Origin of the sequence: Antarctobacter albus (genome assembly GCF_900101505.1) — a bacterium.
In the GTDB taxonomy this organism is placed as follows: domain Bacteria; phylum Pseudomonadota; class Alphaproteobacteria; order Rhodobacterales; family Rhodobacteraceae; genus Antarctobacter; species Antarctobacter albus.
Window position 1 is genome coordinate 24,206 of the sequence record NZ_FMZI01000013.1, and the last position, 25,480, is coordinate 49,685.

22 protein-coding genes are annotated in these 25,480 nt (G+C 67.0%); 12 read left to right on the forward strand and 10 right to left on the reverse strand.

Annotated elements, in window-relative coordinates; genetic code table 11:
• Window positions 1-104 precede the first annotated feature (104 nt).
• Together BLQ71_RS19945 and BLQ71_RS19950 are read left to right on the forward strand one after the other, a co-directional pair.
• The gene (locus BLQ71_RS19945; protein WP_074622988.1) at window positions 105-392 is read left to right on the forward strand and encodes an SH3 domain-containing protein; all 288 of its coding nucleotides are present in this window, start codon (window positions 105-107) and stop codon (window positions 390-392) included.
• Between the two features lie 104 nt (window positions 393-496).
• Window positions 497-2,845 carry a Tex family protein gene (locus BLQ71_RS19950; RefSeq protein WP_074622989.1) on the forward strand — a complete coding sequence of 783 codons (2,349 nt, stop codon included), beginning with the start codon at window positions 497-499 and terminating at the stop codon, window positions 2,843-2,845.
• A gap of 70 nt (window positions 2,846-2,915) precedes the next feature.
• On the opposite strand, the gene BLQ71_RS19955 is transcribed toward BLQ71_RS19950, so the two are convergent.
• A complete protein-coding gene (locus BLQ71_RS19955; protein ID WP_074622990.1) occupies window positions 2,916-4,115 on the reverse strand; it encodes a CaiB/BaiF CoA transferase family protein in 1,200 nt (399 codons plus the stop codon).
• A 19-nt stretch (window positions 4,116-4,134) separates the two neighbouring features.
• On the reverse strand, window positions 4,135-5,184 hold the full coding sequence (locus BLQ71_RS19960) for an AbrB family transcriptional regulator (RefSeq protein ID WP_074622991.1): 1,050 nt from the start codon (window positions 5,182-5,184) through the stop codon (window positions 4,135-4,137).
• A 391-nt stretch (window positions 5,185-5,575) separates the two neighbouring features.
• On the opposite strand from BLQ71_RS19960, the gene BLQ71_RS19965 reads away from it, so the two are divergent.
• The 10 genes from BLQ71_RS19965 (at window position 5,576) to BLQ71_RS20010 (ending at window position 16,029) form a co-directional block, all read left to right on the forward strand.
• The gene (locus BLQ71_RS19965; protein ID WP_074622992.1) at window positions 5,576-6,025 is read left to right on the forward strand and encodes a tripartite tricarboxylate transporter TctB family protein; all 450 of its coding nucleotides are present in this window, start codon (window positions 5,576-5,578) and stop codon (window positions 6,023-6,025) included.
• On the forward strand, window positions 6,025-7,572 hold the full coding sequence (locus tag BLQ71_RS19970) for a tripartite tricarboxylate transporter permease (protein ID WP_074622993.1): 1,548 nt from the start codon (window positions 6,025-6,027) through the stop codon (window positions 7,570-7,572). Before BLQ71_RS19965 ends, BLQ71_RS19970 begins: the two co-directional genes overlap by 1 nt.
• A gap of 39 nt (window positions 7,573-7,611) precedes the next feature.
• Window positions 7,612-8,562 carry a Bug family tripartite tricarboxylate transporter substrate binding protein gene (locus BLQ71_RS19975; protein ID WP_074622994.1) on the forward strand — a complete coding sequence of 317 codons (951 nt, stop codon included), beginning with the start codon at window positions 7,612-7,614 and terminating at the stop codon, window positions 8,560-8,562.
• Between the two features lie 57 nt (window positions 8,563-8,619).
• Window positions 8,620-9,582 carry a D-2-hydroxyacid dehydrogenase family protein gene (locus BLQ71_RS19980; protein ID WP_074622995.1) on the forward strand — a complete coding sequence of 321 codons (963 nt, stop codon included), beginning with the start codon at window positions 8,620-8,622 and terminating at the stop codon, window positions 9,580-9,582.
• The gene (locus BLQ71_RS19985; RefSeq protein ID WP_074622996.1) at window positions 9,579-10,340 is read left to right on the forward strand and encodes a GntR family transcriptional regulator; all 762 of its coding nucleotides are present in this window, start codon (window positions 9,579-9,581) and stop codon (window positions 10,338-10,340) included. The genes BLQ71_RS19980 and BLQ71_RS19985 overlap by 4 nt, the downstream gene beginning before the upstream one ends.
• Before the next feature lie 19 nt (window positions 10,341-10,359).
• Window positions 10,360-11,178: an alpha/beta fold hydrolase gene (locus tag BLQ71_RS19990; protein WP_074622997.1), complete on the forward strand. Its 819-nt coding sequence runs from the start codon at window positions 10,360-10,362 to the stop codon at window positions 11,176-11,178.
• A 31-nt stretch (window positions 11,179-11,209) separates the two neighbouring features.
• Entirely contained in the window at window positions 11,210-13,294 is a 2,085-nt protein-coding gene (locus BLQ71_RS19995) for a 3-hydroxyacyl-CoA dehydrogenase NAD-binding domain-containing protein (protein WP_162846284.1), read from the forward strand.
• Window positions 13,294-14,496 (forward strand): 3-oxoadipyl-CoA thiolase, encoded by a 1,203-nt coding sequence (gene pcaF / locus BLQ71_RS20000; protein ID WP_074623049.1) that lies wholly within the window; start codon window positions 13,294-13,296, stop codon window positions 14,494-14,496. The genes BLQ71_RS19995 and pcaF overlap by 1 nt, the downstream gene beginning before the upstream one ends.
• A gap of 1 nt (window position 14,497) precedes the next feature.
• Entirely contained in the window at window positions 14,498-15,157 is a 660-nt protein-coding gene (locus BLQ71_RS20005) for a glutathione S-transferase family protein (protein WP_229754925.1), read from the forward strand.
• Window positions 15,158-15,276: 119 nt separating this feature from the next.
• Window positions 15,277-16,029 (forward strand): GntR family transcriptional regulator, encoded by a 753-nt coding sequence (locus tag BLQ71_RS20010; protein WP_043144821.1) that lies wholly within the window; start codon window positions 15,277-15,279, stop codon window positions 16,027-16,029.
• 96 nt (window positions 16,030-16,125) lie between these two features.
• On the opposite strand, the gene ilvD is transcribed toward BLQ71_RS20010, so the two are convergent.
• The 8 genes from ilvD to BLQ71_RS20050 all read right to left on the reverse strand — a co-directional run bounded on the left by ilvD (window position 16,126) and on the right by BLQ71_RS20050 (window position 25,384).
• The gene (gene ilvD, locus BLQ71_RS20015; RefSeq protein ID WP_069208619.1) at window positions 16,126-17,967 is read right to left on the reverse strand and encodes a dihydroxy-acid dehydratase; all 1,842 of its coding nucleotides are present in this window, start codon (window positions 17,965-17,967) and stop codon (window positions 16,126-16,128) included.
• A 153-nt stretch (window positions 17,968-18,120) separates the two neighbouring features.
• On the reverse strand, window positions 18,121-18,885 hold the full coding sequence (locus BLQ71_RS20020; protein WP_074622998.1) for an enoyl-CoA hydratase/isomerase family protein: 765 nt from the start codon (window positions 18,883-18,885) through the stop codon (window positions 18,121-18,123).
• Between the two features lie 5 nt (window positions 18,886-18,890).
• Window positions 18,891-19,514 (reverse strand): flavin reductase family protein, encoded by a 624-nt coding sequence (locus BLQ71_RS20025; protein ID WP_074622999.1) that lies wholly within the window; start codon window positions 19,512-19,514, stop codon window positions 18,891-18,893.
• A gap of 5 nt (window positions 19,515-19,519) precedes the next feature.
• Window positions 19,520-20,146, reverse strand: coding sequence for a carboxymuconolactone decarboxylase family protein (locus tag BLQ71_RS20030; RefSeq protein WP_074623000.1), 627 nt, complete (start codon window positions 20,144-20,146; stop codon window positions 19,520-19,522).
• Complete coding sequence (locus tag BLQ71_RS20035) at window positions 20,143-21,336, reverse strand: CaiB/BaiF CoA transferase family protein (protein WP_074623001.1); 1,194 nt, start codon at window positions 21,334-21,336, stop codon at window positions 20,143-20,145. The genes BLQ71_RS20030 and BLQ71_RS20035 overlap by 4 nt, the downstream gene beginning before the upstream one ends.
• On the reverse strand, window positions 21,336-22,154 hold the full coding sequence (locus BLQ71_RS20040; RefSeq protein ID WP_074623002.1) for an alpha/beta fold hydrolase: 819 nt from the start codon (window positions 22,152-22,154) through the stop codon (window positions 21,336-21,338). The genes BLQ71_RS20035 and BLQ71_RS20040 overlap by 1 nt, the downstream gene beginning before the upstream one ends.
• Complete coding sequence (locus BLQ71_RS20045; protein WP_074623003.1) at window positions 22,151-24,118, reverse strand: TRAP transporter permease; 1,968 nt, start codon at window positions 24,116-24,118, stop codon at window positions 22,151-22,153. The genes BLQ71_RS20040 and BLQ71_RS20045 overlap by 4 nt, the downstream gene beginning before the upstream one ends.
• Before the next feature lie 135 nt (window positions 24,119-24,253).
• Window positions 24,254-25,384 (reverse strand): TAXI family TRAP transporter solute-binding subunit, encoded by a 1,131-nt coding sequence (locus BLQ71_RS20050; RefSeq protein WP_083342315.1) that lies wholly within the window; start codon window positions 25,382-25,384, stop codon window positions 24,254-24,256.
• Window positions 25,385-25,480: the final 96 nt, after the last annotated feature.

Sequence of the window (25,480 nt, forward strand, 5' to 3'; positions counted from 1 at the left end):
AGGGCATGGGGGACTCGACCCCGGCCTGAAAAAGCGTGATCCTGTTGCGACCCCCTGCCGGACACGGCAAGGAGGGAAAAACAAGAAACGACAGAGGCCGGAACATGAGCAGACAGAAACTCGCGATATTTGGCGCCCTTTTGCTGGCCGCCAGTTGCAGTGGCGTGACGGGCGGACGCACCGTGGTCAAGGGCGCAGGCCCGGACGAGCTGTTGAAACTGCGCTACGGGCCGGGGTTGGGCTATAAGGTCAAGCTGGGCCTGCCGGACGGAACCGTGCTGGTGCGCCGCGATTGCGTGACCGAACTGGGGCAGCTTTGGTGCCGGGTCTCGCTTGCCGATGCGCCCGCGGTCACGGGCTATGTCTCGGCCGACTACCTCACGGCGCCCTGACCCGGTCCGGCGAAAAACCGCGATCTTGGCCGCGCGCGGCGATCACCCTTGGCGAAGCCCGCGCGCTTGGCTAAGACGGCGTACCGCAGACTTGGAGGACGCACGTGAGCACCACCGCCGACCGCATCGCCCGCACCATCGCCACCGAGATCGCTGCCAGCGCGGCACAGGTCACCGCAGCGGTCGGGCTGCTGGACGAAGGGGCGACGGTGCCCTTCGTCGCCCGCTACCGCAAGGAGGTGACCGGCGGCCTCGACGACACCCAGCTGCGCACCCTGGCCGACCGCCTGACCTATCTGCGCGAGATGGAGGCACGGCGCGCAACGATCCTCGATTCGATCAAGGGGCAGGGCAAGCTGACCGACGACCTGGCCCGCGCCATTGCGCAGGCCGACACGAAGGCGACGCTGGAAGACATCTATCTGCCCTACAAGCCCAAGCGGCGCACCAAGGCGATGATCGCCCGTGAAAACGGGTTGGAGCCGCTGTTGCGCGCGATCGAGGAAAACCGGGACGCGGACCCGGCCAAGCTGGCCGAGGGCTATACCGGCGAGGCGGTCGAGACGGTCAAGGCCGCGCTGGAAGGTGCGCGCGACATCCTGGCCGAAGAGCTGACCGAGAACGCCGACCTGCTGGGGCGGCTGCGCGACTACATGATGCGCGAGGCGGTCATCACGGCGCGGGTGCAGCCGGGCAAGGAAGAGGCCGGCGCCAAGTTCAGCGACTACTTCGACCACCGCGAAAGCTGGGCCAAGATCCCCGGTCACCGGGCGCTGGCCATCCTGCGCGCGGCCAAGGAAGAAGTGGTGACCATCGAGATCGCGCCCGAGGGCGAAGAGGGCGCGACCCGCGCCGTCGGCATCGTCTGCACCGCCATCGGCATTCCCGGCGACGGTCCGGGCGACCAGTGGCTGCGCACGGCTGCTGGCTGGACCTGGCGGGTCAAGCTGTCGCTGTCGATGTATGTCGACCTGCTGACCGACCTGCGCCGTCGCGCGCACGAAGAGGCGATTGGCGTCTTTGCCCGCAACCTCAAGGACCTGCTGCTGGCCGCGCCTGCGGGCAACCGCCCGACGCTGGGCCTGGACCCGGGCATCCGGACGGGGGTCAAGGCGGCCGTGGTCGATGCCACCGGCAAGCTGGTCGAGACGGCGACGCTCTACCCTTTCCAGCCGCGGATGGACCTGCGCGGCGCGCAAGAGGCGATTGCCCGCATGGTCAAGAAGCACGGGGTCGAGCTGATCGCCATCGGCAACGGCACCGCCAGCCGCGAGACCGAGCGCATGGTGGCCGACACGCTGAAACTGATCGAGGGACCGAAGCCCACAAAGGTCGTCGTGTCGGAGGCCGGCGCCTCTGTCTACTCGGCCTCGGAACTGGCCGCGAAAGAGTTTCCCGATCTCGACGTCTCCCTGCGCGGGGCGGTGTCCATCGCCCGGCGCCTGCAGGATCCGCTGGCCGAACTGGTCAAGATCACGCCCGAAAGCATCGGCGTGGGCCAGTATCAGCACGATGTCGACCAGCGCCGCCTGGCGCAGGCGCTGGAGGCGGTGGTCGAGGACGCGGTGAACGCCGTCGGGGTCGATCTGAACATCGCCTCGGCACCCTTGCTGGCGCATGTGGCCGGCCTGGGTCCGCGCCTGGCAGAGGCCATCGTGGCACATCGTGACGCGACAGGGGCATTCCCTTCGCGCAAGGCGCTGCTCAAGGTGTCGGGCCTTGGCCCCAAGGCGTTTGAACAATGTGCGGGCTTCCTGCGCATCCGCGAAGGGGAAGAGCCGCTGGATGCCTCTTCGGTCCACCCCGAGGCCTACGACGTGGCGCGCCGGATCGTGTCGGCCTGCGGGCGGGACATCCGTTCGATCATGGGTCAACCCACCGCCCTGCGTGGCCTGCGAGCCGAGGATTTCGTCGACGACACCTTTGGCCTGCCGACCGTGCGGGACATCCTGTCGGAACTGGAAAAACCGGGCCGCGACCCGCGCCCCGAGTTCAAGACCGCCAGCTTTGCCGACGGGGTCGAGGACATCAAGGACCTCAAGCCGGGCATGATGCTGGAAGGGACGGTGACGAATGTCGCGGCCTTTGGCGCCTTTGTCGACGTGGGTGTGCACCAGGACGGTCTGGTGCATGTCAGCCAACTGGCAGACCGTTTCGTCAAGGACCCGCACGAGGTGGTCAAGGCCGGGGACGTGGTGCGTGTACGCGTGACGGAGGTGGATATTCCGCGCAAGCGGATCGGCTTGTCGATGCGCAAGGACGGGGGGGATCGACAGGCTTCCGGTCGCGACTCCGGGCCAAAGGGCAAGACCGCCGGCGCCGGTGGCAAGGGGCGCCCGCCCAAGCATGGCGGCCGTCAAGGCGGTGGCCAGTCGGGTGGTCAATCCGGGGGCAAGTCCGGGGGACAGGGCGCTCTGGGCGATGCCCTGCTGGCGGCGATGAAGAAGAAATGAGAATAGCGGGGCGGCCAGTGCCGCCCCTTCGTTTGTCCAGGCCGGGTGCAATCCGGGGGCGCTGTCCCAGTCACCCAGGTTTCGCCGCCGCTCCGCTTTCGAACATCCGCGCGATCCTGTCAGCATCAAAGCCCGCCTCGGCCAGCACTTCGGCGGAATGCTCTCCGATGCGCGGGGGGGCGCGGTCGATGGCGGGATTTCCGGCAGACATCAGGAAGGGCGCGACCGGCACCTTGTAGGTTCCCTCGCGTCCCTCGGGGGCGTCCAGCTCGTGCAGAACGCCGCGATGATCCAGCTGCGGATCGGCCAGGGCCTCGTCCAGCCCGCGCACGCGGCCAGCGGGAACGCGATGGTCACGCAGAAATACCTCCCACTCGGCGGCGCTGCGCGTGGCGAGGATGCGCGCCAGCAGCGCCTCTTCGCGGTCGTAGTCGTCAAAGCGTTCGTTGTTCGAGTGCTTGACCATCTCGGGGTGGCCCAATGCCTCCCACAGGCGTTTCTGCTGTCGCAGGTTGGCGGCGCCCAGCATCAGCTTGCCCTCGGCGCAATCATAGGTGCCCAGGCCCGCCACGGCATAGCGGTTGCCCTCGGGGCGGGGCGCCTTGCCGGCGGCGGTCAGGGCGGTGACATGGGTGCTCATCAGCATCAGCGTGGCGTCGAACATGGCCAGGTCGACATGCTGGCCGACCCCGGTCTGGCTGCGCTGGAACAGGGCGGCGGCGATCGCGAAGGCGGTCATGTAGCCGGTCGAATAGTCCACCACCGGCGCCCCGGTCTTGAGCGGTGCGACCTCGGGTGTGCCCGTTGCGGCCATCAGGCCGGAAATCGCCTGGAACACGTTGTCATAGCCGGTTTCCTCGCGCCGTGGGCCATCGTGTCCGAAGGCCGAGACAGAGCAGTAGACCAGCCGCGGATTCAGCGCCGCCATGTCGTTATAGCCCAGCCCCAGGGTCTCCAGCGCGCCGGGCCGGTAGTTCTGCACGAAGACATCCGCCGTCTTCAGAAGGACGCGCAGGGCTGCGCGCCCGTCCTCTGTCTTGAGATCAAGCGCAAGGGACCGCTTGTTGGCGCCTTGTGCCAGGTAGGTTGTGCCCATGCCCGCGTCGTTCAGCGCCCTGTCGGGGCCCTGGATGCGCACCTGGTCTGGGTCGTCCGGGCGATCGATCTTGATGACGTCGGCGCCCAGAACGGCCAGTTGGTACGAGGCGAAGGGGCCGGCAAGCACATGGGTCGCGTCGATGACGCGCAGGCCGTCAAAGGCTCGGGGCATTGGGGTCTCCTTTTCCGGGTCAGCGCCCGGTGTCGCGGCGGGCAGAGGCATCGGCGCGGTTCGAAAGCCGCGCGATCCAGCCCGCGTTGGGCATGATGACGAAGATGCGGGTGAGGTGCATGGCCGTGACCAGCGCCACGTCCTGGGCCAGGATGCCGGCGGTCAGGGCCATTTCGGTCACGCCCCCGGGCGCGATGCCCAGCATGACCGTGGCAAAGGGCGCGCCAAAGACCCGCGACAGCGCCCAGGCGCCCAGGCCGCAGGTCGCCAGCAGCAGGCCCGAGGACAAAAGCGCGGACCCCAGAAGCGGGCCGCCCAGCAGCTCGCGCCGAAAGGCCCCGCCCAGCCAGGTGCCCAGCACGATCTGCGCGGCGGCCAGCAGCGGTCCGGGCATGTCGAAGGCGGGCAGGTCCAGCGAGGAAATCAGTGCCGCCATGAAGAGCGGGCCAAGGAAGTAGGGGTTGGCCAGGCGGATGGCGCGAAAGAGCACTGGTCCCAGCAGGGCGCCCGCCAGCGTCAGCGCGGCGCCGGTCAGGCCGTCCCGGCGCAATGCCTCCGGGGACGGGGCAGGGCCGTCCGTCCCGGCGTACAGCAGGATCGGGATGACCGTGACCACCAGCGCGATGCGCAGGGTTTGCGACAGGATGACGGGGGCGGTCGGCACCCCGTGGTGTTCGGCCATGACCACGGCCTCGACCGGCGAGGTCGGCACGACGGCGAGGAAATTGGCCACCAGGCTGCCTCCAAAGAGCCGCCGTTGCAGCCGGGCGACCAGCATCGCCGCCATTAACACCCAGAGGCTGACGGCAATCAGCAGGGGCGCGGTGGCCAGGAGCGCGTGCAGCGCCTCGGGCGTGAAATGCGCGCCGACGAAAGTGGCGACGGTGATCTGTCCGAAGGGCCGGATCCGGGTCGGCACCCGTTCGGTGAACAGTCCCGATGCCGTTGCAGCCGCCGTCAGGACAAGCGGGCCGATCATCCAGGGGAGCGGCGCGCCGAGCAGGGACATCAGGTAGCCCGCGGCGGTCGCGGCAAGAAAGAGCACCGGCAGCGCCGGGGAGATGCGCATCGCTTTCCTCCAGAGATGGAACGGGGCGCCCGTGGTGGTGGGCGTGATGGGTGTTGTCTTTGGTGGGAGTATAAAGAGCTATAAAAATGATTCAATGGGGGCCGTGTTTGTGTCGAACCTTCATGCAGGCGCGGTGTCTGTGCGATACGTCGGAAGCGTTGAGAATAAGTGGCGTCCGATGGTGATGTGCTGTTGAGTGTGGGGTTATCAAATTGATATTGATGGATTTTTCCTGAAGTGCCACCCAGGCGAGAGCTTCCTTGAAAACGCTATTTGACAAAAAGCTATATTTCTATCTTTATTGGCGGCGTTCAGGATTCGCATGCTCATGTGCAGTCCGGGGCAAACCGCATGCATCGGCCGGAGGGGCGGTCGCCGGGAGGGGAGACAGATGTACAGGATAGATTACACCGATCTGGTCGGGGGGCTATTGCTGGTTGCGCTGGGCGCGGGCGTCAGCCTGGTCGCCATCCAGCACTACCCGCTGGGCACCCTGCAGCGCATGGGGCCGGGCATGTTCCCGGCGATCCTCGGTGTCGTGCTGGGCGGGCTGGGCATCATGCTGGCGCTGCAGGCGCTGCGCCGCACCGGCAAACGCCCGGACATCAGGGTCTTTTCGCCGCTCTTCGTCCTGGCCGGCGTCGCCAGCTTTGCGCTGCTGATCACGCCAGCGGGCCTGATCCCGGCCATCGTCTCGATCGTGGTGATCTCGTCCCTGGCGGAACTGCGCATCCGGCCTGTCAGCCTTGCGCTGCTTTGCCTTGCGCTGTGCCTGATGGCGCCGCTTGTCTTCGTCGTCGGCCTCGGCCTGCCCATTCCTCTGATCCGGTGGCCGCTCTGATGGATTTCTTCAGCAATATCGGGCTGGGCTTCAGCGTCGCACTGAGCCTGACCAACATCTTCTACTGCTTTCTCGGTGCCCTCCTAGGCACGCTGGTGGGGGTGATCCCGGGCCTGGGCGTGCTGGCGGCGATCTCGATGCTGTTCCCGCTGACCTTCCACCTCGAGCCGACCACGGCGCTGATCATGCTGGCCGGCATCTGGTACGGCACCACCTACGGCGGTTCGACCGCCTCGATCCTGCTGAACCTGCCGGGCACGCCCGCCAATGCCGTGACCTGCCTCGACGGCTACCCGATGGCGAAACAGGGGCGGGGCGGCGTTGCCCTGTTCATGACCACCGTGGCCTCGTTCTTTGGCGCGTCCTTCGGGATCATCCTGCTGACGCTGTTCACGCCGATCATCGCCGAATACGCGCTACAGTTCGGATCGGCCGAATATTTCGCCCTGATGCTGATGGGGCTGGTGGCGGCCTCGACCATTTCCGAAGGCTCGGCCATCAAGGGGCTGGCGATGGTCGTTTTGGGCATCATCATCGGCCTGGTCGGCATGGACACGCAAAGCGCCACGGTCCGCTTCAGCTTTGGCATCCTGGGCCTGCTGGAGGGCGTCAGCCTGATTGCGCTGGCGATGGGGGTCTTCGGTGTGGCCGAGATCATCATGTCGGTGCGCCGGGTCAAGACCGCCGACATCGACCCCGAAAGCCTGAAGCTGAAGGCGATCAAGCCCAGCCGGGACGAGATGCGCCGGTCCTGGTTCCCGATGCTGCGCGGGTCCTCGATGGGCTCGTTCTTCGGAACGCTTCCGGGCACCGGTCCGTCGATTGCCGCCTTCCTGTCCTATGCCATCGAAAAGCGGATCTCGCGCACGCCGGAACGTTTTGGCAAGGGCGCGATCGAGGGGATCATGGCGCCCGAGGCCGCAAACAATGCCGCCGACCAGACCGCCTTCATCCCGACGCTGAGCCTGGGCGTGCCCGGCAGTGCCACGATGGCCCTGATGCTGGGGGTGCTGATGATCCACGGCGTCGCGCCGGGGCCGAACCTGATTTCCTCGCAGCCAGAGCTGTTCTGGGGCCTCATCATGAGCTTCTGGGTCGGCAACCTGATCCTGCTTCTGCTCAACATTCCGCTGATCGGGGTTTGGGTGCGGATGCTGACGATCCCCTATCACATCCTCTTTCCCGCCGTGCTGGCCTTCATCTGCATCGGCGCCTTCACCTCGGGCTTTTCGCCGCTGAACGTCTGGATGGTCTTTGCCTTCGGCGTGCTGGGCTACCTGATGCGGATCTTCCACTTTCCGGGTGCGCCGCTGTTGCTGGGCTTTGTCCTGGGGCCGCTGATGGAAGAGCATTTCCGCCGCGCGATGGTGCTGTCGCGGGGGGACTTCATGACCTTCTTCGAACGTCCCATCAGCGCGACGATCATGGCGCTGACCGGCCTCGTGCTGATCTGGGGCGTCGTCAGCGCCGAACGCAGCCGCAAGCGTCAACTGCTGTCCGAGGGCGAGGTGGATCACACCCCCGAGGCAACAGACAGGCCCACTTGACGCAAAGACCCGAACGTATCCAACCAAGGAGGAGACCCCATGAAATCCATTCTGACCGCAGCCGCCGTGGCGCTGGGACTGGCCCAGCCGCTGGCCGCACAGGACTTTCCCACCGGACCGGTGACGATCATCGTTCCCTATTCTCCCTCGGGCAACACCGACGTGTTCACCCGCCACCTTGCCCCCTATCTCGAAGAGAAATGGGGTCAGCCGATCGTCATCGACAACCGCCCCGGCGGCGGGTCGATGGTGGGCACGGCCATCGTCGCCCAGGCAGAGCCGGACGGCCATACGCTGCTGGTGACCACCTCGGCCTTTGTGACCGCTCCTGCAATCCAGACCTCTCTGCCCTTCGATTCCCGTGAGGCATTTGCGCCTGTCGCCAATGTCGGCCACGTCTCCTACGTGCTTGTGACCAACGGAGACTCCGGCTTCGACACGCTTGAGGACTTCATCGCCCAGAGCAAGGACGCGCCGAAATTCGCCGCCACGGCGGGGCTGGGCACGACCACGCATTTCGCCATCGAGAAGTTCATCGCAGACAGTGGCGCCGACGTGGACGTGGTGCACTTCAAGGGCGGCGGCCCCGCAGTCGTGTCGATCCTGTCCAAGGAAACCGACATCTACGGCTCTTCGATCAGCTCGGCCGGTGAGAACCTCAAGACCGGCAAGGTCAAGGCGCTGGCGGTGCTGGGCAACGAGCGCATCGACGCATTGCCGGACGTGCCATCGACCGCGGAACTGGGCTTTCCGGATCTCGAGATCAAGCAGTGGGTGGGCATGTTCGCCCCCGCCGGTACCGATCCGGCCATCGTTGCCAAGATCAACGCCGACGTGAACGAGGCCCTGCAGACCCCCGAGTTCGTCGCCACCGTCACCCCGCTGGACTGGACCCTGTTCCAGAGCACGCCCGAGGGCTTTGCCCAGCAGGTCGACGAGGAGTTGACCAAGTGGAAGGCGCTGGCCGTCTCCCAGGGCATCAGCAAGTGACCCCGCGCGGGCCGGCCCTTGCCGGTCGGCCCGTCCACCCAGAACCCGGAGCGTAGCATGACCGACCTGCCCATCTGTGCCATCCTCGACGACTATCAGGACGCGGCCCTTGCCTGCGCCGACTGGTCCGCGCTGGACGGACGGATCAACCTGCGCCGCTACGATGCCCACCTGGGTGACGAGGACGCGGTGGCGCGGGCATTGGCGGATTGCACGGTGATCGTGGCGATGCGGGAACGGACGCCGTTCCCGGCAAGCCTGCTGCGCCGGCTGCCGAGGCTCAAGCTGCTGGTCACGACGGGCATGCGCAATCGCAGCATCGACCTGCAGGCTGCGGCGGACCTCGGCATCACCGTCTGCGGTACCGGTGCCGCGGGGAACCCTGCGGCGGAACTGGCCTGGGGCGGGTTGTTGGCCTTCATGCGGCAACTGCCCGAGGAAGTCGCGAATTTCCGCGCCGGAGGCCCCTGGCAGACCGGGCTGGGCCGGTCGCTGCAGCACAAGCGGCTGGGCATTGTCGGGCTGGGCAAGCTGGGCCGCCAGATGGCGCGGTTTGGCCAGGCCTTCGGGATGGAGGTCTGCGGCTGGACCCGCAGCGACCTTGAGGCGCGGGCCGAAACGCTGGGGATCGAACCGGTCGACCTGCCCGGGCTCTTTGCCTCCAGCGATGTCATTACGATCCAGCTGTCCCTGGTGGACGGCACCCGGGGGCTGGTGTCCGCGGATCTGCTGGGGCGGATGCGCCCCGACGCGGTTCTGGTGAACACCTCGCGCGGCCCCATCGTGGATGAGGCGGCGCTGATCGCGGCACTGGAGTGCCAACGGATCGGTGGGGCCGTGCTGGATGTCTTCGATCAGGAGCCGCTGCCTGCCGACCACCCCTATCGCCGCCTGACCAACGTGCTGGCCACGCCGCACATCGGCTACGTCACGCAAGAGAATTATCGCGTCTACTACCGCGAGGCGGTGGAAAACGTGGACAACTGGCTGGAGGGCAGGTTGCTGCGCGCGCTGACATGAACGCGCCGCGCCCCCTTGCCACCCCGACCGCCGAGGCCCTGAGCAAGAGCGCGGTATCGCGCTACCTGCAATTGGCGGGCATGTTCCGCCGACGGATCGAACAGGGCGAATGGGCCCTGGACCAGCGCATTCCGACGATCACCGAACTTGCCGCCGATTGCGGCGTGGCCGCCGTGACGGTGCGCCGGGCGCTGGACATTCTCGAAGAGGACGGGCTGATCGAGCGGTTCCGCGCCAAGGGCACCTTTGTGCGACGCCGCCCCGAACGCGACACTTGGTGCGCCGTGAACACGGATTTCTCGGGCCTGCTGATCGCGCGCTACAGCAGCCGGATCGAGGTGCTGGAGGATGTGCCCTCACCGCCTCCCGCTTTCCTGAGCGAGGGCGACTGGCCCGGTGTCAGTGCCCCGAGGTATCGCCGCATCCGCCGCCGTCACTGGCGACAGGGCGCGGCCTTCCTGGTGGCGGATCTCTATGTCGAGGCGGGCGCCTATGCTGCCCTGCCGGAAGGCGCTCTGGCGTCCATGACCGCGATGCAGATGGCCTCGGCGGTGCCGGGGCGGGCGATTGCGGCGGCGGAACAGGAACTGACCGTGACCGGCGCCGACCTCTCGGTGGCAAACGAACTGTCGGTGCGACTGGGAGAGCCTATGGCGCGGGTCGTGCGCGTCGCGGTCGACGAGGCCGGACTGCGGTTCCTTGCGGTCGAGGGCATCTATCGCGGTGACAGCGCGCGCCTGCGCGTGACGCTGAAATGACAGAACGGAAAGGGCAGTGATGACGACGGACGTTCCGGGCCGGATCAAGACGGTTGCGAATGGAGAGGCGCGTATCGCCTACGCGGTCTGCGGCTCTGAAGAGCCGAGTGCGGTGACACTCTGCCTCGTGGCCTCGACAGGGCGCGGGCCAGAGGATTTCGCCCACCTGGCCGCGCATCTGGCGGAGGCCGGTCTGCGCGTTGTCCTGCCCTGGCCGCGCGGCACGGGCGGCAGCACGGGTGCGCTGGACGGTATCGACTTTCACGACCTGGCCGCCGATGCCGGCGCCGCGCTGCAGGCCGAGGCCGGTCCGGGCGGTGCGGTGATCGTCGGTCATGCCTACGGTTGCTGGATCGCGCGGACCCTGGCGCAGGACCGGCCGGACCTGGTTGACGGGATCGTGCTGCTGGCGGCGGGCGGCGGCAAATGGGCGCCGGAACTCTCCCGCGCGATCGAGGTTGCGATGGACCCGGAGGCGCCAGAGGCCGACAGGCTCGCCGCGCTGCAACTGGGGTTCTTCGCCGAGGGGCACGACCCGCGCCCCTGGCTGTCGGGATGGTCCGGTGAGCTGGTGCGCGCGCAGAGGGCCGCCCGTGCAGCGACCGACCGTGACAGTTGGTGGCCCTCGGGCCGCGCGCCGATCCTGGACGTCGTCGGCCTGCAGGACCCGTTTCGCCCGGCAGATGGGCGCGAATTCTACCTGCACGAGTTCGCCCCCCGGGTCGAACTGGTGACCGTGGACGGGGCCAGTCACGCGCTGCCCGACGAAAAGCCCGCCGGAGTGGCGGCAATCATGGTGCCCTGGATTCGCGCCCTGCGCGCCGGGACGCCTGACTGAGACCTACGAAAGGGCAGAAGACGTGAATACGATGGTCACATCCGACCACCCGGCGGCAGCGCGGGGCCGGGTCGCTTTCGTCATGCAGGACGGGATCGCCGTCCTGACGATCGACAATCCGCCGGTAAACGCTGGATCGCTGGGCGTGCGCCTCGGTGTCGTTGCCGGCATCGCGGCGGCGCAAGAGGCGGGCGCCCGGGGCGCGGTCCTGATCGGCGCGGGCCGGACGTTCATCTCGGGCTCGGACCTGCGCGAATTCGGCCGTCCGCTGGAACAGCCGGAACTGCCGGACATGATCGCCAGTATCGAGGCGGCGCCCTTTCCCGTGGTCGCGGCCTTGCACGGCGTGGCGCTGGGCGGCGGGTTGGAACTGGCCCTGGGCTGTGACTGGCGGATCGCGGCGCCGGGCACCAAGGTCGGTTTGCCGGAGGTGTCGCTGGGCTTCATCCCGGGCGCGGGCGGGACGCAGCGCCTGCCGCGCCTTGTCGGCCAGTCCCGCGCCATCGACCTGATCTGTCGTGCCTCCCGCATCCCCACCGAAGAGGCGCAGGAGATCGGGCTGATCGACGCCATCGCCGAGGGGGACCTGCTGCAAGCGGCATTTGCCATCCTGGCCGAGGGGCGCGGCAAGCGCCTTGCCAAGAACCTGACACCGCCAGAGGAAACGCCCGAGGCCATCGATGCCGTGGCCACCAAGATGCTGGCACGCGGCGGCAAGAGGCCCAACGTGGCCGAGGCGATCCGGCTGGTCCGCGCCTCTGGTGGTGATGCCGATGCGGCGCTTGCCGAGGAACGCGCGGTCTTTCATCGGCTGCGGTTGAGCGAGGATGCCTTCGCCCTGCGCCATCTTTTCTTCGCCGAGCGCAAGGCGGCCTCTGTCGATGGTCTGGACATGGCGCAGGCCCGCGACGTGACCCGCGTCGGTGTGGTCGGCGGCGGGACGATGGGGCAGGGGATTGCCCGCGCCTTCCTCGCCGCCGATCTGCCGGTGGTCCTCGTCGAACGGGATCAGGAGGCGCTGTCCAGCGCGCTGGAGCGGACAAGGGCCGGGATCGACCGCCAGGTGGCCTCGGGGCGCCTGTCGCAGGAGGTGGCCGAGGGGCGCAAGGCGGCCCTCGCCGGCACGGTGGACCACGCGGGCCTGGCGGGCTGCGACCTGGTGATCGAGGCGGTCTTTGAAGACATGGCCGTCAAGACGGCGCTGCTGGCGAGCCTGGAACAACATCTGCCAGACAGTGCGATCCTGGCCACCAACACGTCCTATCTGGACATCGACCAGATGGCGCAGGGCCTGTCCCGTCCCGACCGCGTGATCGGCCTGCATTTCTTCAGCCCCGCCGACGTGATGAAACTGCTCGAGGTGGTCCGCGCCGAACTTACCTCGGAGGCCGTTCTGGCAACCGGGCTGAAGCTGGCCCGCAGGCTGGGCAAGCAGCCGGTGGTGGCCCGCGTGGGAGAGGGCTTTGTCGGCAACCGGATCTATGCCGCCTATCGCCGACGCGCCGAACTGCTGGTTCTGGATGGGGCCGCACCCGAGGCGGTGGATGCCGCCGCCAAGGCTTTCGGCTTTGCGATGGGGCCCTTTGCGGTCTCGGACATGTCGGGACTGGATATCGCCTGGGCCATGCGCAAGCGGCAAGCCGCGACACGCGACCCGAAGGCGCGCTATGTCACCATCCCCGACCGCCTCTGCGAGGCCGGGCGGCTGGGCCGCAAGACGGGAAAGGGCTGGTACGATCATTCAGGCGGCAAACCCGTGCCGGACCCGGAGGTTGCCGCCCTGATCGGGGCGGCGCGTGCCGACGCCGGGATTTCCCCGCGCAGCTATGACGCCGAGACGATCCAGCGACAGTTGCTGGCGGCCATCGTGAACGAGGCGGCCTGCCTGCTGGACGAGGGGATCGCGCAGCGGGCCTCGGACATCGACGTGGTGCTGACCAATGGATATGGCTTTCCCCGCTGGCGTGGCGGGCCGCTGTATTGGGCGGCCCGGCAGGACCGCGCGGCGCTGGAGGCCGATCTGGCCGACCTCGCGCAGGCCGTGGGCCATGGTTTCCGCGCCGGGCCGGTTGCCCGGACACTCGACCAGATCGACATCCCGACGGAGGGCCAATGATGCAGCCTGTCTATATCTGCGATTACATCCGAACACCCATCGGCCGCTACGGCGGCAGCCTGTCCGGTATCCGCGCCGATGACCTTGGCGCCGTGCCGTTGAAGGCGCTTCAGGAGCGCCACCCGGCGCTGGACTGGGCAGAGGTGGTGGACGTGATCTATGGCTGCGCCAACCAGGCGGGCGAGGACAACCGTAGCGTTGCGCGCATGTCGCTCTTGCTGGCCGGTTTGCCAGAGACGGTGTCCGGCACCACGATCAACCGGCTCTGCGGCTCCGGCATGGATGCGGTGCTGGCGGCCTGGCGACGGCTGGCCGTGGGCGAGGGTGACCTGGCCATCGCCGGCGGGGTCGAAAGCATGAGCCGTGCGCCCTTTGTCATGCCCAAGGCAACCTCTGCCTTTTCCCGGGCCACCAGCGTCGAGGATACGACAATTGGCTGGCGCTTCATCAACCCGGTGATGCAGCGGCTCTACGGGACGGAGTCGATGCCCGAAACGGCCGAGAACGTGGCCGCCGATTTCGGTATCTCGCGCGTCGACCAGGACGCCTTTGCCCTGCGCTCGCAGGAACGGGCGGCGGCGGCCATCGCCTCGGGCGTGCTGGGCGAAGAGATCGTCCCGGTGCAGGTGCCGCAGCGGCGGGGGGACCCGCTGGTCTTTGACACGGATGAACATCCGCGCGCTTCGACCTTGGAAAAGCTGGGCAAACTGCCGGCCCCCTTCCGTGAAGGCGGGTCGGTCACGGCGGGCAATGCCTCTGGTGTCAACGATGGTGCGGCGGCGCTGATCCTGGCGACCGAGGCGGGGGTGAAACGCCACGGGCTGACGCCCTTGGCGCGGATCACGTGCGGGGCCACCGCCGGGGTCGCGCCACGCATCATGGGCATGGGGCCCGCACCCGCGACGGAAAAACTCTGTGCGCAGCAGGGGCTGACGCCCGCGGATTTTGACCTGGTGGAACTGAACGAGGCCTTCGCCTCGCAGGCGCTGGCGGTGTTGCGGCGGCTGGGCCTGCCGGATGACGCGGATCATGTGAACCCACGCGGCGGGGCCATTGCCCTTGGTCATCCTCTGGGCATGTCTGGCGCCCGGATCACCGGAACCGCCGCCCGCGCACTGGCGCGGGGCGAGGGGAAACGCGCGCTTGCCACCATGTGCATCGGCGTGGGACAGGGAATCGCCATCGGGTTGGAGGCCGCCTGAGATGATGAAACTGCATTGGTCGCCGCGCTCCCCTTTCGTGCGCAAGGTCATGATCGTGTTGGAGGAAACCGGCCTGACGGAACAGGTGGAGCAGGTGCGGTCCGTGGTGGCCATGCCGCTGCCGCCGAACGAGGCGGTCATGGCGGACAACCCTTTGGGCAAGATCCCCACCCTAGTCACCGAGGAGGGCAAGGCGCTGTTCGACAGCCGCGTGATCTGCGAATACCTCGACCTCCGGGCCGGGACCGGCCTGTTTCCTGTGGACCCAACGGCGCGGGTGGACCAGCTGACCTGGCAGGCTCTGGGCGACGGGCTGACCGATATCCTGCTGCTCTGGCGCACCGAACTGACCCGTGAAACCGGCCCTTGGGAAGCGGTGACAGAAGGATGGTTGGCCAAGGTGCGTGCGTCGATGGCCCGGCTGGAGTCCGAGGTTCCGGATCTGAGAGCGTCGGGTTTCGGGATTGGCCATGTGGCGGTGATCTGTGCGCTGGGCCAGCAGGATTTCCGCTGGCCCGATTGCGGCTGGCGCGATCATTTCCCGGCGCTGGCCGCCTGGGAGGCGGAGATGGCCGCGCGCGCCTCCGTCTCCGCGAACCCGGTGGTCAACGACCAGGGCGAGGGGGAAAACGAAATCACCCTGGGCCGCCTGGCATTCTGAACATGGCCCGGGCGCGGGCATGATTCCCGCGCCCGGTGCTTGATCTAAAAACTAGTTTTATTGATTGAAGAAGCGTCCAGCTCCCTCTATCCTTGTGTGACAGTGGCAAAGAGGGCGCGATGGCCGGTATGAAGTCTGAAAATGCGACCGTGAAGGCGCTGCAAAAGAGCAACGTGTCGCGATACATCCAGCTTGCCAGCCTGTTCCGTCAGCGGATCGAAAGCGGCGAGTGGGAAGTGGGGGAAAAGATCCCCACGGTCAAGGAACTGGCCGATCAATGCGGCGTGGCGACGATGACGATCCGGCAATCGCTGGACATCCTCGAAAAGGAAGGCCTGATCGAGCGCTACCGTGCCAAGGGCACCTTTGTCGTCGAACAACCCAAGCGTGATCTCTGGTGCGAGGTCAAGACGGACTGGACCGGCCTGCTGATCGCGCGCGACAACGCGGTGATCGAGATCCTGGGCGATGAACTTGGCGCGCAACTGCCCCGTCATGATGGTGATATCGGCAATGCCGCACCGGCCTACCGGCATCTCAAGCGCAGGCATAGTCGTGACGACCTGGCCTTTCTGCTGGCCGATGTCTACGTCGATGAACGCATCTGCGACCTGATACCGGAAGAGAATTACACCAAGGTCACGGCCATGCGGCTGGTGGCGGATCTGCCCGGGCAGACGGTGGTGAACGCCAACCAGATCGTCACCATCGGCGCGGCAGACCTTGAAACCGCTTCGCAGCTGAACATCTCGATCGGTGATCCGATTGCCCGCGTGCAGCGGACGGTGGTCAACCAGAACGGTGACATCATCATGCTGGCCAACGGGATCTATCGTGGCGACATGATGAAGATAGAGGTCAAGCTGCGGTAGCGGGACTGGTCCGCGCGACCCCGTCAGTTCAAAGAAAATGCGCCCCGAACCGGCAGTCCGGTTCGGGGCGCATCTGTTTCCAGCCGTCTCAGTCGATCACGGGTCCAGGCGGACGGCCCCGTGGCTGGCATTGGCCACCAGCGAGGCATAGGCCTTGAGCGCGCGGCTGACCTTGCGCTTTCGCGGCTTGGCGGGTTTCCAGGCGGCGTCGCCCCTGGCCTCCATCTCGGCGCGGCGCGCTGCCAGGTCTTCGTCGCTGAGCGCCACGTTGATCGTTCGGTTGGGAATGTCGATCTCGATCATGTCGCCTTCGACCAGCAGGCCGATGTTGCCGCCTTCGGCGGCCTCGGGCGAGACGTGACCGATCGAAAGACCGGAGGTGCCGCCGGAGAAACGGCCGTCGGTGATCAGGGCGCAGGCCTTGCCCAGCTTCATGGATTTCAGGTAGCTGGTCGGGTAGAGCATTTCCTGCATCCCCGGCCCGCCACGCGGCCCTTCATAGCGGATGATGACCACGTCACCGGCCTGGATTTCCTTTCCGAGAATCCGGTTCACCGCCTCGTCCTGGCTTTCGCAGACCTTTGCCGGCCCGCTGAATTTCAGGATGCTGTCGTCCACGCCCGCGGTTTTCACCACGCAGCCTTCCTGCGCGATGTTGCCGAACAGCACGGCCAGGCCGCCGTCCTGGCTGAAGGCGTGTTCCTTGGACCGGATGACGCCGTTTTCGCGGTCCGTGTCGAGGCTGCGATAGCGGCTGGCCTGGCTGAAGGCCTCTGTGGTGCGCACGCCGCCCGGCGCGGCGCTGAACAGTTCGTGCACCTTGTTGTCCTTGGTGCGCGCAATGTCCCACTGGTCGATGGCCTCGCCGATGGTCGGCACATGGACGGTCGAAACATCGCGGTTGATCAGCCCGGCATCGTCGAGCTGCCCGAGGATGCCGAAGATGCCGCCGGCGCGGTGCACGTCTTCCATGTGCACGTCGCCCACGGCGGGCGCGACCTTGCACAGGCAGGGCGTGATCCGGCTCAGCTTGTCCATGTCGTCCAGGGTGAAGTCCACCTCGGCCTCGCGGGCGATGGCCAGCAGGTGCAGCACCGTGTTCGTCGAGCCGCCCATCGCGATGTCCAGCGTCATGGCGTTCTGGAATGCGGCATGGGTGGCGATGCCGCGCGGCGTGACCGATTGGTCGCCGCCCTCGTAGTGGCGCTTGGCCAGGTCCACGATCCGGCGCCCGGCCTCCAGGAACAGGGCCTTGCGGTCGGCGTGGGTGGCCAGGGTCGAACCGTTGCCGGGCAGGGCAAGGCCCAGGGCCTCGGCCAGGCAGTTCATCGAGTTCGCGGTGAACATGCCGGAACAGGACCCGCAGGTCGGGCAGGCGTTGACCTCGAAAGCATTGACCTGTTCATCGCTCAGGTCGGGGTTCGCCGCCTGCACCATCGCGTCCACCAGGTCGACCGCGATGTCTTTGCCGTCGACATTGACCTTTCCGGCCTCCATCGGGCCGCCGGAGACGAAGATCGCGGGAATATCGACGCGCATCGCCGCCATCAGCATACCGGGCGTGATCTTGTCGCAGTTGGAAATGCAGATCATGGCATCCGCGCAATGCGCGTTGACCATGTATTCCACGCTGTCCGCGATGATCTCGCGCGACGGCAGCGAGTAGAGCATGCCGTCGTGGCCCATCGCGATGCCATCGTCCACGGCGATCGTGTTGAATTCCTTGGCGACACCGCCTGCCGCCTCGACCTCGCGGGCGACCATCTGGCCCAGATCCTTGAGGTGGACGTGGCCGGGCACGAACTGGGTAAAGGAGTTCACGATGGCGATGATCGGCTTGCCGAAGTCGCCATCCTTCATCCCGGTGGCGCGCCACAGGGCCCGGGCGCCGGCCATGTTGCGTCCAGAAGTCGATGTCTTTGAGCGATAGGGTATCATGCTGTCCTTCCCGCGCGATGAAACTTTGCCGGTTCTCTTATTCCGGAAATCCCGGGAAGGCCATCGCGCAAGAACCGGCTTGGCCGCAAGCCCGAACAAACGGGCTGGCGGATTGGTGTGTCGAACCTGCCGGGCGGCAGCGCCGCGGGCCGCTCAGCCTTTGAAGACCGGCGCGCGCTTTTCGCGGAAGGCCGCCATCGCCTCGGCGGTATCCTCGGAGGTGGACAGCGCCTTGGTCTGGCCCTGTTCGAACCGGTAGCCTTCGTAGATCGACACGCCTTCCGTGACCTGGAACGACTTCTTGGCCGCCCGCACCGCCGAGGGGCTTGCCTTGGCGATGTCAGTGGCGATGCCGCGCGCAGTCTCCAAAAGGTCCTCTGGCGCGACGCAGGCCGAGGCGACGTTCATCCGCAACAGCTCGGGGCCATAGACGCGGCGCGCGGTGTAGATCATCATGCGGGCGTCGCTTTCGCCGAAATGCCGCCGCACATGGGTCACCCCCCCGGCGAGGCCGACCATGACCTCGGTCATCTGCAGGAATCCCTTTTCGGACGTCACGATGATGTCGCAGCACAAGGCGGTCACGCAGCCCGCGCCGATGGCCGCGCCGTTGACGGCGGCGATGATCGGCTTGGGGGATTCCAGCAGGCAGTCAAAGCTGGCTCGCACGCGGCGATTGTGCGCGGTGTAATGACCGGGGTCCTGCGTCGGACGTTCTGACAGGTCGGCGCCCGCGGAAAAGGCCTTGCCCTCGCCGGTGATCACGATGGCGCGCACATCCGAACGGTCGCCAAGCGCATCGACCACCTCGACCAGTTCTTCGCGAAAGCGGTTGTTCTGGGCATTTACCGGCGGGCGGGTGATGGTGATGGTGGCGATATGGTCGCTGACGTCCAGGGTCAGTGTCTCGTGGCTCATTTTCGTCAAGTCCTCGTGCCTGTCTGGTCCACCAGGGGGCGGATCATCTCGAATGTCTCTGTCACTGTGCAGTAGTCGCGGTATCCCAGCCGCGCGAGCGGGCGCAGCAGATCTGTCGCGACCTTGCCGTCGCGCAGGATGCGGTCGGCGATGTGGATGCCGACGACCTCGCCAAAGACCACGCGGTTGTGGCAGGGCACGCCGGTAGAGGTGTCCAGCCCCACGATCTTGTCCAGACGGCATTCGATCGAGATCGGCGCCTCGGCGACGCGGGGGGCGTCGATGTTGGTGCAGGGGGCGGGGGTGACGCCCGCGATGGCGAATTCGTCGACCTCTGGCGGGTAGCTGCCAGAGGTGGCGTTCATCGCCTCTTTCAGGTCGTCGCCGGGGATGTTCACGCAGAATTCCCCGCTCGCCTCGATGTTGGCCAGCGTGTCCTTTGGCCCGTCCGAGGAAAACATCACGAATGGCGGCTTGGAGGCGACGGTGTTGAAGGCGCTGTAGGGGGCAAGGTTGCGCACCCCTTCCGCCGAAACGGTCGATATCCAGGCGATGGGACGGGGGGCGATCAGGGCCATCCAGGGGCCATGCGCCAACCCGTGCGCGTCGTGCCGGGGGTCGTGGAACATGACGCTCAGGCCCCCGCCGGCGCCGGAAGCTCGGCCAGAACGCCCGCCTCGCCCGGAAGAGTGGCGCTGACGCCCTCGGGTAGGGGAATGCGGTGGACGTTGAGCGTCATCGCCACCAGAGAATAGTAGCCGATGACGGCGGTCAGTTCGACCGCGCCGACTTCGCCCCAGCGGGCGACGATGGCGGTATAGGTGTCGGGCGCCACATCCCCGGTCTGCACGATCTGGCGGGCGAAATCATAAATCTCGCGGGCTTCGGCATCGTCGCCGAAGCTGGGCGGCTGGCACAGGCGCACCGACTCTGCGATGGCCGGGTCAAGACCCGCGCGGTCCGCGTCGCGGGCGTGGATCGCCCATTCCAGGCGGCTGTTCCAGCGCCGCGCGGTCACGAGGATCGCCAGTTCCGACAGGCGCGTCGGCAGCGATGTCTCGAACCGCAGCACCTGGCCCATGCGTTGCCAGCGATCGGCCAGCACCGGGTTGTGCAGCGCGGCGCGCAAGGGCCCGACCAACGTCCGGCGCGGGCCGGAAATGATCTGGTCATAGACCTCGCGCTGGGCGGCGGTCATGGTCTCCGGCTCGGGAAAGCTGATGCGTCCCTCGACCTTGGCGGTGTCCTGTCCGGTCTTCATGCCTGCGTCTCCCCCAGTCCGAGTGCCTGCAGCACCTCTTCGGTATGTTCCCCCAACAGCGGCGGCGCCTTGTCGAAACTCAGCGGCGCGTTGAGAAAGTTCATCGGGCTGACCACCTGTTTGACCGTGCCCGACAGAGGATGCGGAATGTCGCGCAGCATCCGGCGGTGCTTGACCTGCGGTTCCTCGAACACCCGGTCGATGGTGTTGATCGGGCCGGAGGGAACACCCGCCGCGGCAAAGGCCTCGCACCACTCGGTGATGGTGCGGTCGGCCAGGGCCGCGATCAGCAGCGCCTCCAGCTCTTCCAGGTTTTCGACCCGAGCGGCATTGGTGGCGAATTTCGGGTCACCGGACAGGGCGGGTTGCCCGATGACCTCACAGAACTTGACGAACTGGCCGTCGTTGCCCACCGCCAGGACGATGAAACCGTCCTTAGCCGGATAGACGTTCTGCGGTTGGATATTGGGGTGGCGGTTGCCGCGCCGCACGGGCTTCTGACCCGAGACGAGGTAGTTCATCGCCTGGTTCGCCAGCATCGCGACGGAGACGTCCAGCATGGCGATGTCGATGTGATCGCCCTTGCCGGTCTGATCGCGGTTGGCCAGCGCCGCAAGGGTGCCGATGGCGGTATACATGCCGGTCATGATGTCGATGATCGGCACACCGACCTTCTGCGGGCCGCCGCCGGGCTCTCCATCCGGGCCGCCGGTGACGCTCATCAGGCCGCCCATGCCCTGGATCATGAAGTCATAGGCCGCGTCGTTCGCCTGTGGCCCGGACAGGCCAAAGCCGGTGACGGAGGCGTAGATCAGGCGCGGGTTCACCTCCTTGAGGTCGTCATAGCCCAGGCCCATGCGGCCTAGGGTGCCGGTCTTGAAGTTCTCCAGCAGGATGTCGGACTCGCGCGCCAGGGCGCGGACGGCATCGCGGCCTTCTTCGGATTTCAGGTCCAGCTCGACCGAGCGTTTGCCCCGGTTGACCGACAGGTAATAACCGGCCTCCTTGGTGGTGTTGCCCTCGCTGTCCTTGAGGAACGGCGGGCCCCAGCGGCGGGTATCGTCCCCGGCGCCCAAGCGTTCGACCTTGATGACGTCAGCCCCCAGGTCGGCCAGGATCTGGCCGCACCAGGGGCCGGCCATGATGCGTGAGAGGTCGAGAACACGGATATGAGAAAGCGGGCCGGGCATCACGAAAGCTCCTGTTGGTCTTGGGCCACGGCGTCCAGGAACGGCGCAAGCGCGGCATTGAAGGCCTCGGGGCATTGGAAGTTGGGCACATGGCCCGCCCCGGGAATGGTATCGAAACGTATGTCGGGCAGGGGGCCGAACTGGGCCCGGATCGCGTCGGGCATGGCGCCATCCTTTTCCCCGGCCAGGCCCAGCACGGGGCAGGTCAGGGACGCCAGCGCGGCGGACTGGTCGTAAGAGGCCAGGGCATGGGTCGCGGCGGCGAAGCCCTCCACCGGGGTGGCGGCGATCATGGCGCTCAGGCCCTGTGCAATCGGGGCATCCGCAGCCACATCGGGCAGCCAGCGCGGCGCGGTCTCTGCGGCGATGCGCGCCATGCCATCGGCACGCGCGGTCTCACGTCGCTCGGTCCAGAAGGCCTCGCGCCCCGCTGCGCTGCGCGAGACGCCATCCACGATGACGAATGCGGCAACGCGGTCCGGCCGGGCCTTGGCGGCGGCGAGGCAGGTGGGCACACCCATCGACAGGCCGACCAGGACGCAGCGGGTGATCCCGCAATGATCCAGCAGCGCTGTCAGGTCCGCGCCGTAGCCGTCAAAGCTCATCGGGCGGTCGGGCAGGCTGGAGGCGCCGTGGCCCCGCTGGTCGTAGCGCAGCACCTGGTAGCGGTCCGCGAGGGCGGTGGCCTGTGCGTCCCAGACCGACAGGTCGGTCATGACCGAGTTGGAAAAGACCACCCAGGGCGCCCCGTCCGGCCCGTCGATACAGGCGTTCAGCTGGCCGCCATCGGGCAGGGGGACAGTGAGGTTGCGGGTCATTCGATCCCTTTCTGGCTGACCGGAGTGGCCGCCATCGCAGGTTTGTTGAGAAGTCCGATGCCCATGACCAGCGCCAGCGCCGACAGCCCGACGAGATCGGTCAGGAGGTCGGGCACCAGCAGGCACAGACCGCCTGCCAGCAGCACCAGCGCCTCCCACCCACGGGCGCCACGGCCGAGGACGTAGATGTAACGCTCGGAAGCGGCCGACAACATCAGGATGGAGAGGATCGCGGTCGAGACCGACAGGGTGATTTCCAGCGGCTCGCCCTGAAGGATCAGGCTGGGGTTCAGAACGAAGAGGAAGGGCAGCACGAAGAGGATCGCCCCCAGCCGCATCGCCACGATGCCGGTCCGCATGGCGGGTGCCTTGGCGATCGAAGAGGCGGCAACGGCGGCCATCGCGACCGGCGGCGTGATGTAAGACAGCATCGCCCAATAGAGGATGAACAGGTGGCTGCCCATCTCGGACAGGCCGCCCTGTACCAGGGCAGGCGCCAGCACCACGGCGAGGAAGATGTAGCAGGCCGAAACCGTCATCCCCATGCCCAGGATGAAGCTGGTCAATGCGCCGAAGGCCAGTAGCAGGTAGACGTTGCCGCCCGCGTATTGCAGCAGCTCGCGGCTGAAGGCATTGCCGACCCCGGTGATCGCCAGCGCACCGACGACCATGCCGACCCCGGCCAGCACGCCCACCAGCATCCCGATGGTGGCTCCGGTCTCGATCAGCAGGGTCAGGATCGGGGTCAGGACTCCGCTTTTGCGGGCGCGCACCAGGGCGGTGATCAGCAGCAGCACGGTGATGTAGAAGGGCGATTTCGCCTCGGCGTTGGTGGCGAGCAGCAGAAAGACCAGCAGGCCGAGGCTCAGCAGGAAGATCCAGCCCGACCGCAGCACGACCCAGATCTTTGGCAGCTGGTCACGCGGCAGGCCTTGCAGGCCGTTGCGCGCCGCGTAGCAATCCGTCTGGATCAGCAGGACAAGGTAGAACAGCAGCGCGGGCACCGTCGCAGCCACCATGATGTCGGCATAGGGCACGTTCATGAACGAGGCCATGACAAAGGCGACCGAGCCCATGACCGGCGGCATCAGCGCGCCACCTGTCGAGGCACAGCTTTCGACCGCGCCGGCATAGGCCGCCGGATAACCGCAGCGTTTCATCGTCGGGATGGTCATCGAACCGGTCGAGATGACGTTGGAAATCACGCTGCCCGAGAGCGAACCGAAAAAGCCCGAGGACAGGATGGCCACCTTGGCGGGGCCGCCGCGGGCATGGCCCATCAGGGCGCTGGCCAAGTCCATGAAGAAGGTGCCCCCGCCGGAGACGGTCAGTGCCACGCCGAAGACGATGAAGCCGATCAGAAGGTCCGCGATCACGCGGATCGGGATGCCGATGATGCTTTCGACCCCCAGGGAATGGCTGAGCACGGTTTCCGACAGCGACATCTGAACGCCCCAGAGGAAACCGGGCATGTGACCGGTATAGAGCGGGAAGGCCGCGAAGACCGCGCAGATCAGGAACAGCGGCAAGCCCGCGCAGCGGCGCACGGCCTCCAGCGACATCAGCACCAGCAGGCCGGCCAGCAGGACCACCGGCAGGGGCGCCTCGAATTCCCAGCCCCGGGTCAGGATGTCGTTGGCGTGAAGGGCGAAATAGAAACAGGTTCCCAGCGCCGCCGCGGCCAGCAGCCAGTCGTACCAGCGGACGCGATCGGCATCGGCGGTGCGGGCGGGGGAATTGAGGAAGGCCACCGGCATGAACAGGCCGACGATGATGTAATAGTAGGCCGTGCTGATCGGGCGGAACCCGAGGAACTGCAGGTTGAAGATCTGGTTGATGATGATCGCCAGGCCCGTCGTCGACAGGATGAGGACGGTGAACCAGGCCGGGCCGGTCAGCCTGCTGCCGGGTTGCGCCCAGGGCTTTGGCTGGTCCTGCGTCTGAGAAAGTGTGTCGGTCTGCATGGCGGTATCCGGAATGCGGGAGGGGAGAGCCGCCGGCACGCGGGCCGGGGCCGGGCGGCGGCGGGCCGGTCGGCCCGCGCCGTGACCGTGCCGTGCCGCCGGGAGTGAGGGCGGCAGGCGCGGTCGGTGGGGGGATCAGTCCAGCGCTTCGGCGCGGTAGGCCTGCCAGAAGTCGGGCCAGTCTGCGTCGGAGACACCGTCTGCCTCGGCCTTTTCACGGGCTGCGGCCCAGGCCGTCTTGACGGCCTCGATCCGTGCGATGCGGGCCTCGTTCCAGGCGTCATCCTCGGCATCCCAGACGCCGATCTCGCGCAGGTACTTGATCGCGCCCGGGTGGAAGGGGGCGCCCGCCGGAGAGGTGCCGGCATCGCCGACGTTCCAGCGACCGATCACCTTGTTGGCGTCCTTGTAGAGATCAAAGCTCTCGTCCAGGGCCTTGACGAAGTTGTAGACCTCGTCATCGTCCGTTGCGGCATAGGTGGTCAGCTGCGGATAGCGGTAGCCCAGCAGTTCCGCCGGGTCCTCTTCCGAGATGCTGACGCCCACGGTCATCGAGACGGGCGAGAACACCGAGGACGAGGCGCGCACGCGCTCCCAGCCCGCAGCGTCCGATCCGGGCATGTCCAGCCAGCGCACGCCGCGACCGCCCTCTGCCTCGCGCAGGGCCGAAACGGTGGGGGTGACGGGGACGGCGTCGATCTCGCCCGAGATGAAGCCCTGGACCATCGCGCCGTAGCCGGGGTAGATCACTTCTTCGACGTCATCGACGGTCAGCCCGCCAAAGGCCAGCGCGGCCTTGGTGTTCATCAGGGTCGAGGGGCTGGCCTGCACGAAACCGACCTTGCGGCCCTTCAGGTCCTGGATCGACTGGATATCGGTGTCTTCGCCGGTGATCAGACCCACGGCGGCGGGACGGCCCAGCAGGACGCGCACGTCCTGCGGTCCCCAGTCGGGTGCGGCGAACTCGAAATCGGCCTCGGAGGCAAAGAAGATTTCATTGCCCATGAAGCCGAAGGTCGCCCGGCCACGAGCCAGCGGCAGCATCCGGCCGATGGCCGTGCCCGAGGGCGTCAGGCGCACGGTGGTGCCGTATTTCTTGTCCAGCGCATCGGCCATTGCCGAGGCTTCGGCATAACCGGTCGAGCCCAGGTCATAGGATGTCCAGACCATTGCGCGCGGCAAGGTCACGTCCTGGGCAAAGGCGGCCTGCGCGGCAAGGCCAAGGGCGGCGATGGCGGCCCCACGGATGATCTTGGAATACAGCAACGTAACTCCTCCTGTTGCTTGGTCGGTCCGAATCCGGGGGTCTCCTCCCCGTTTCAACTCTGGTCGAAACTAGACGTGATGTATTAAAAAGTCAAA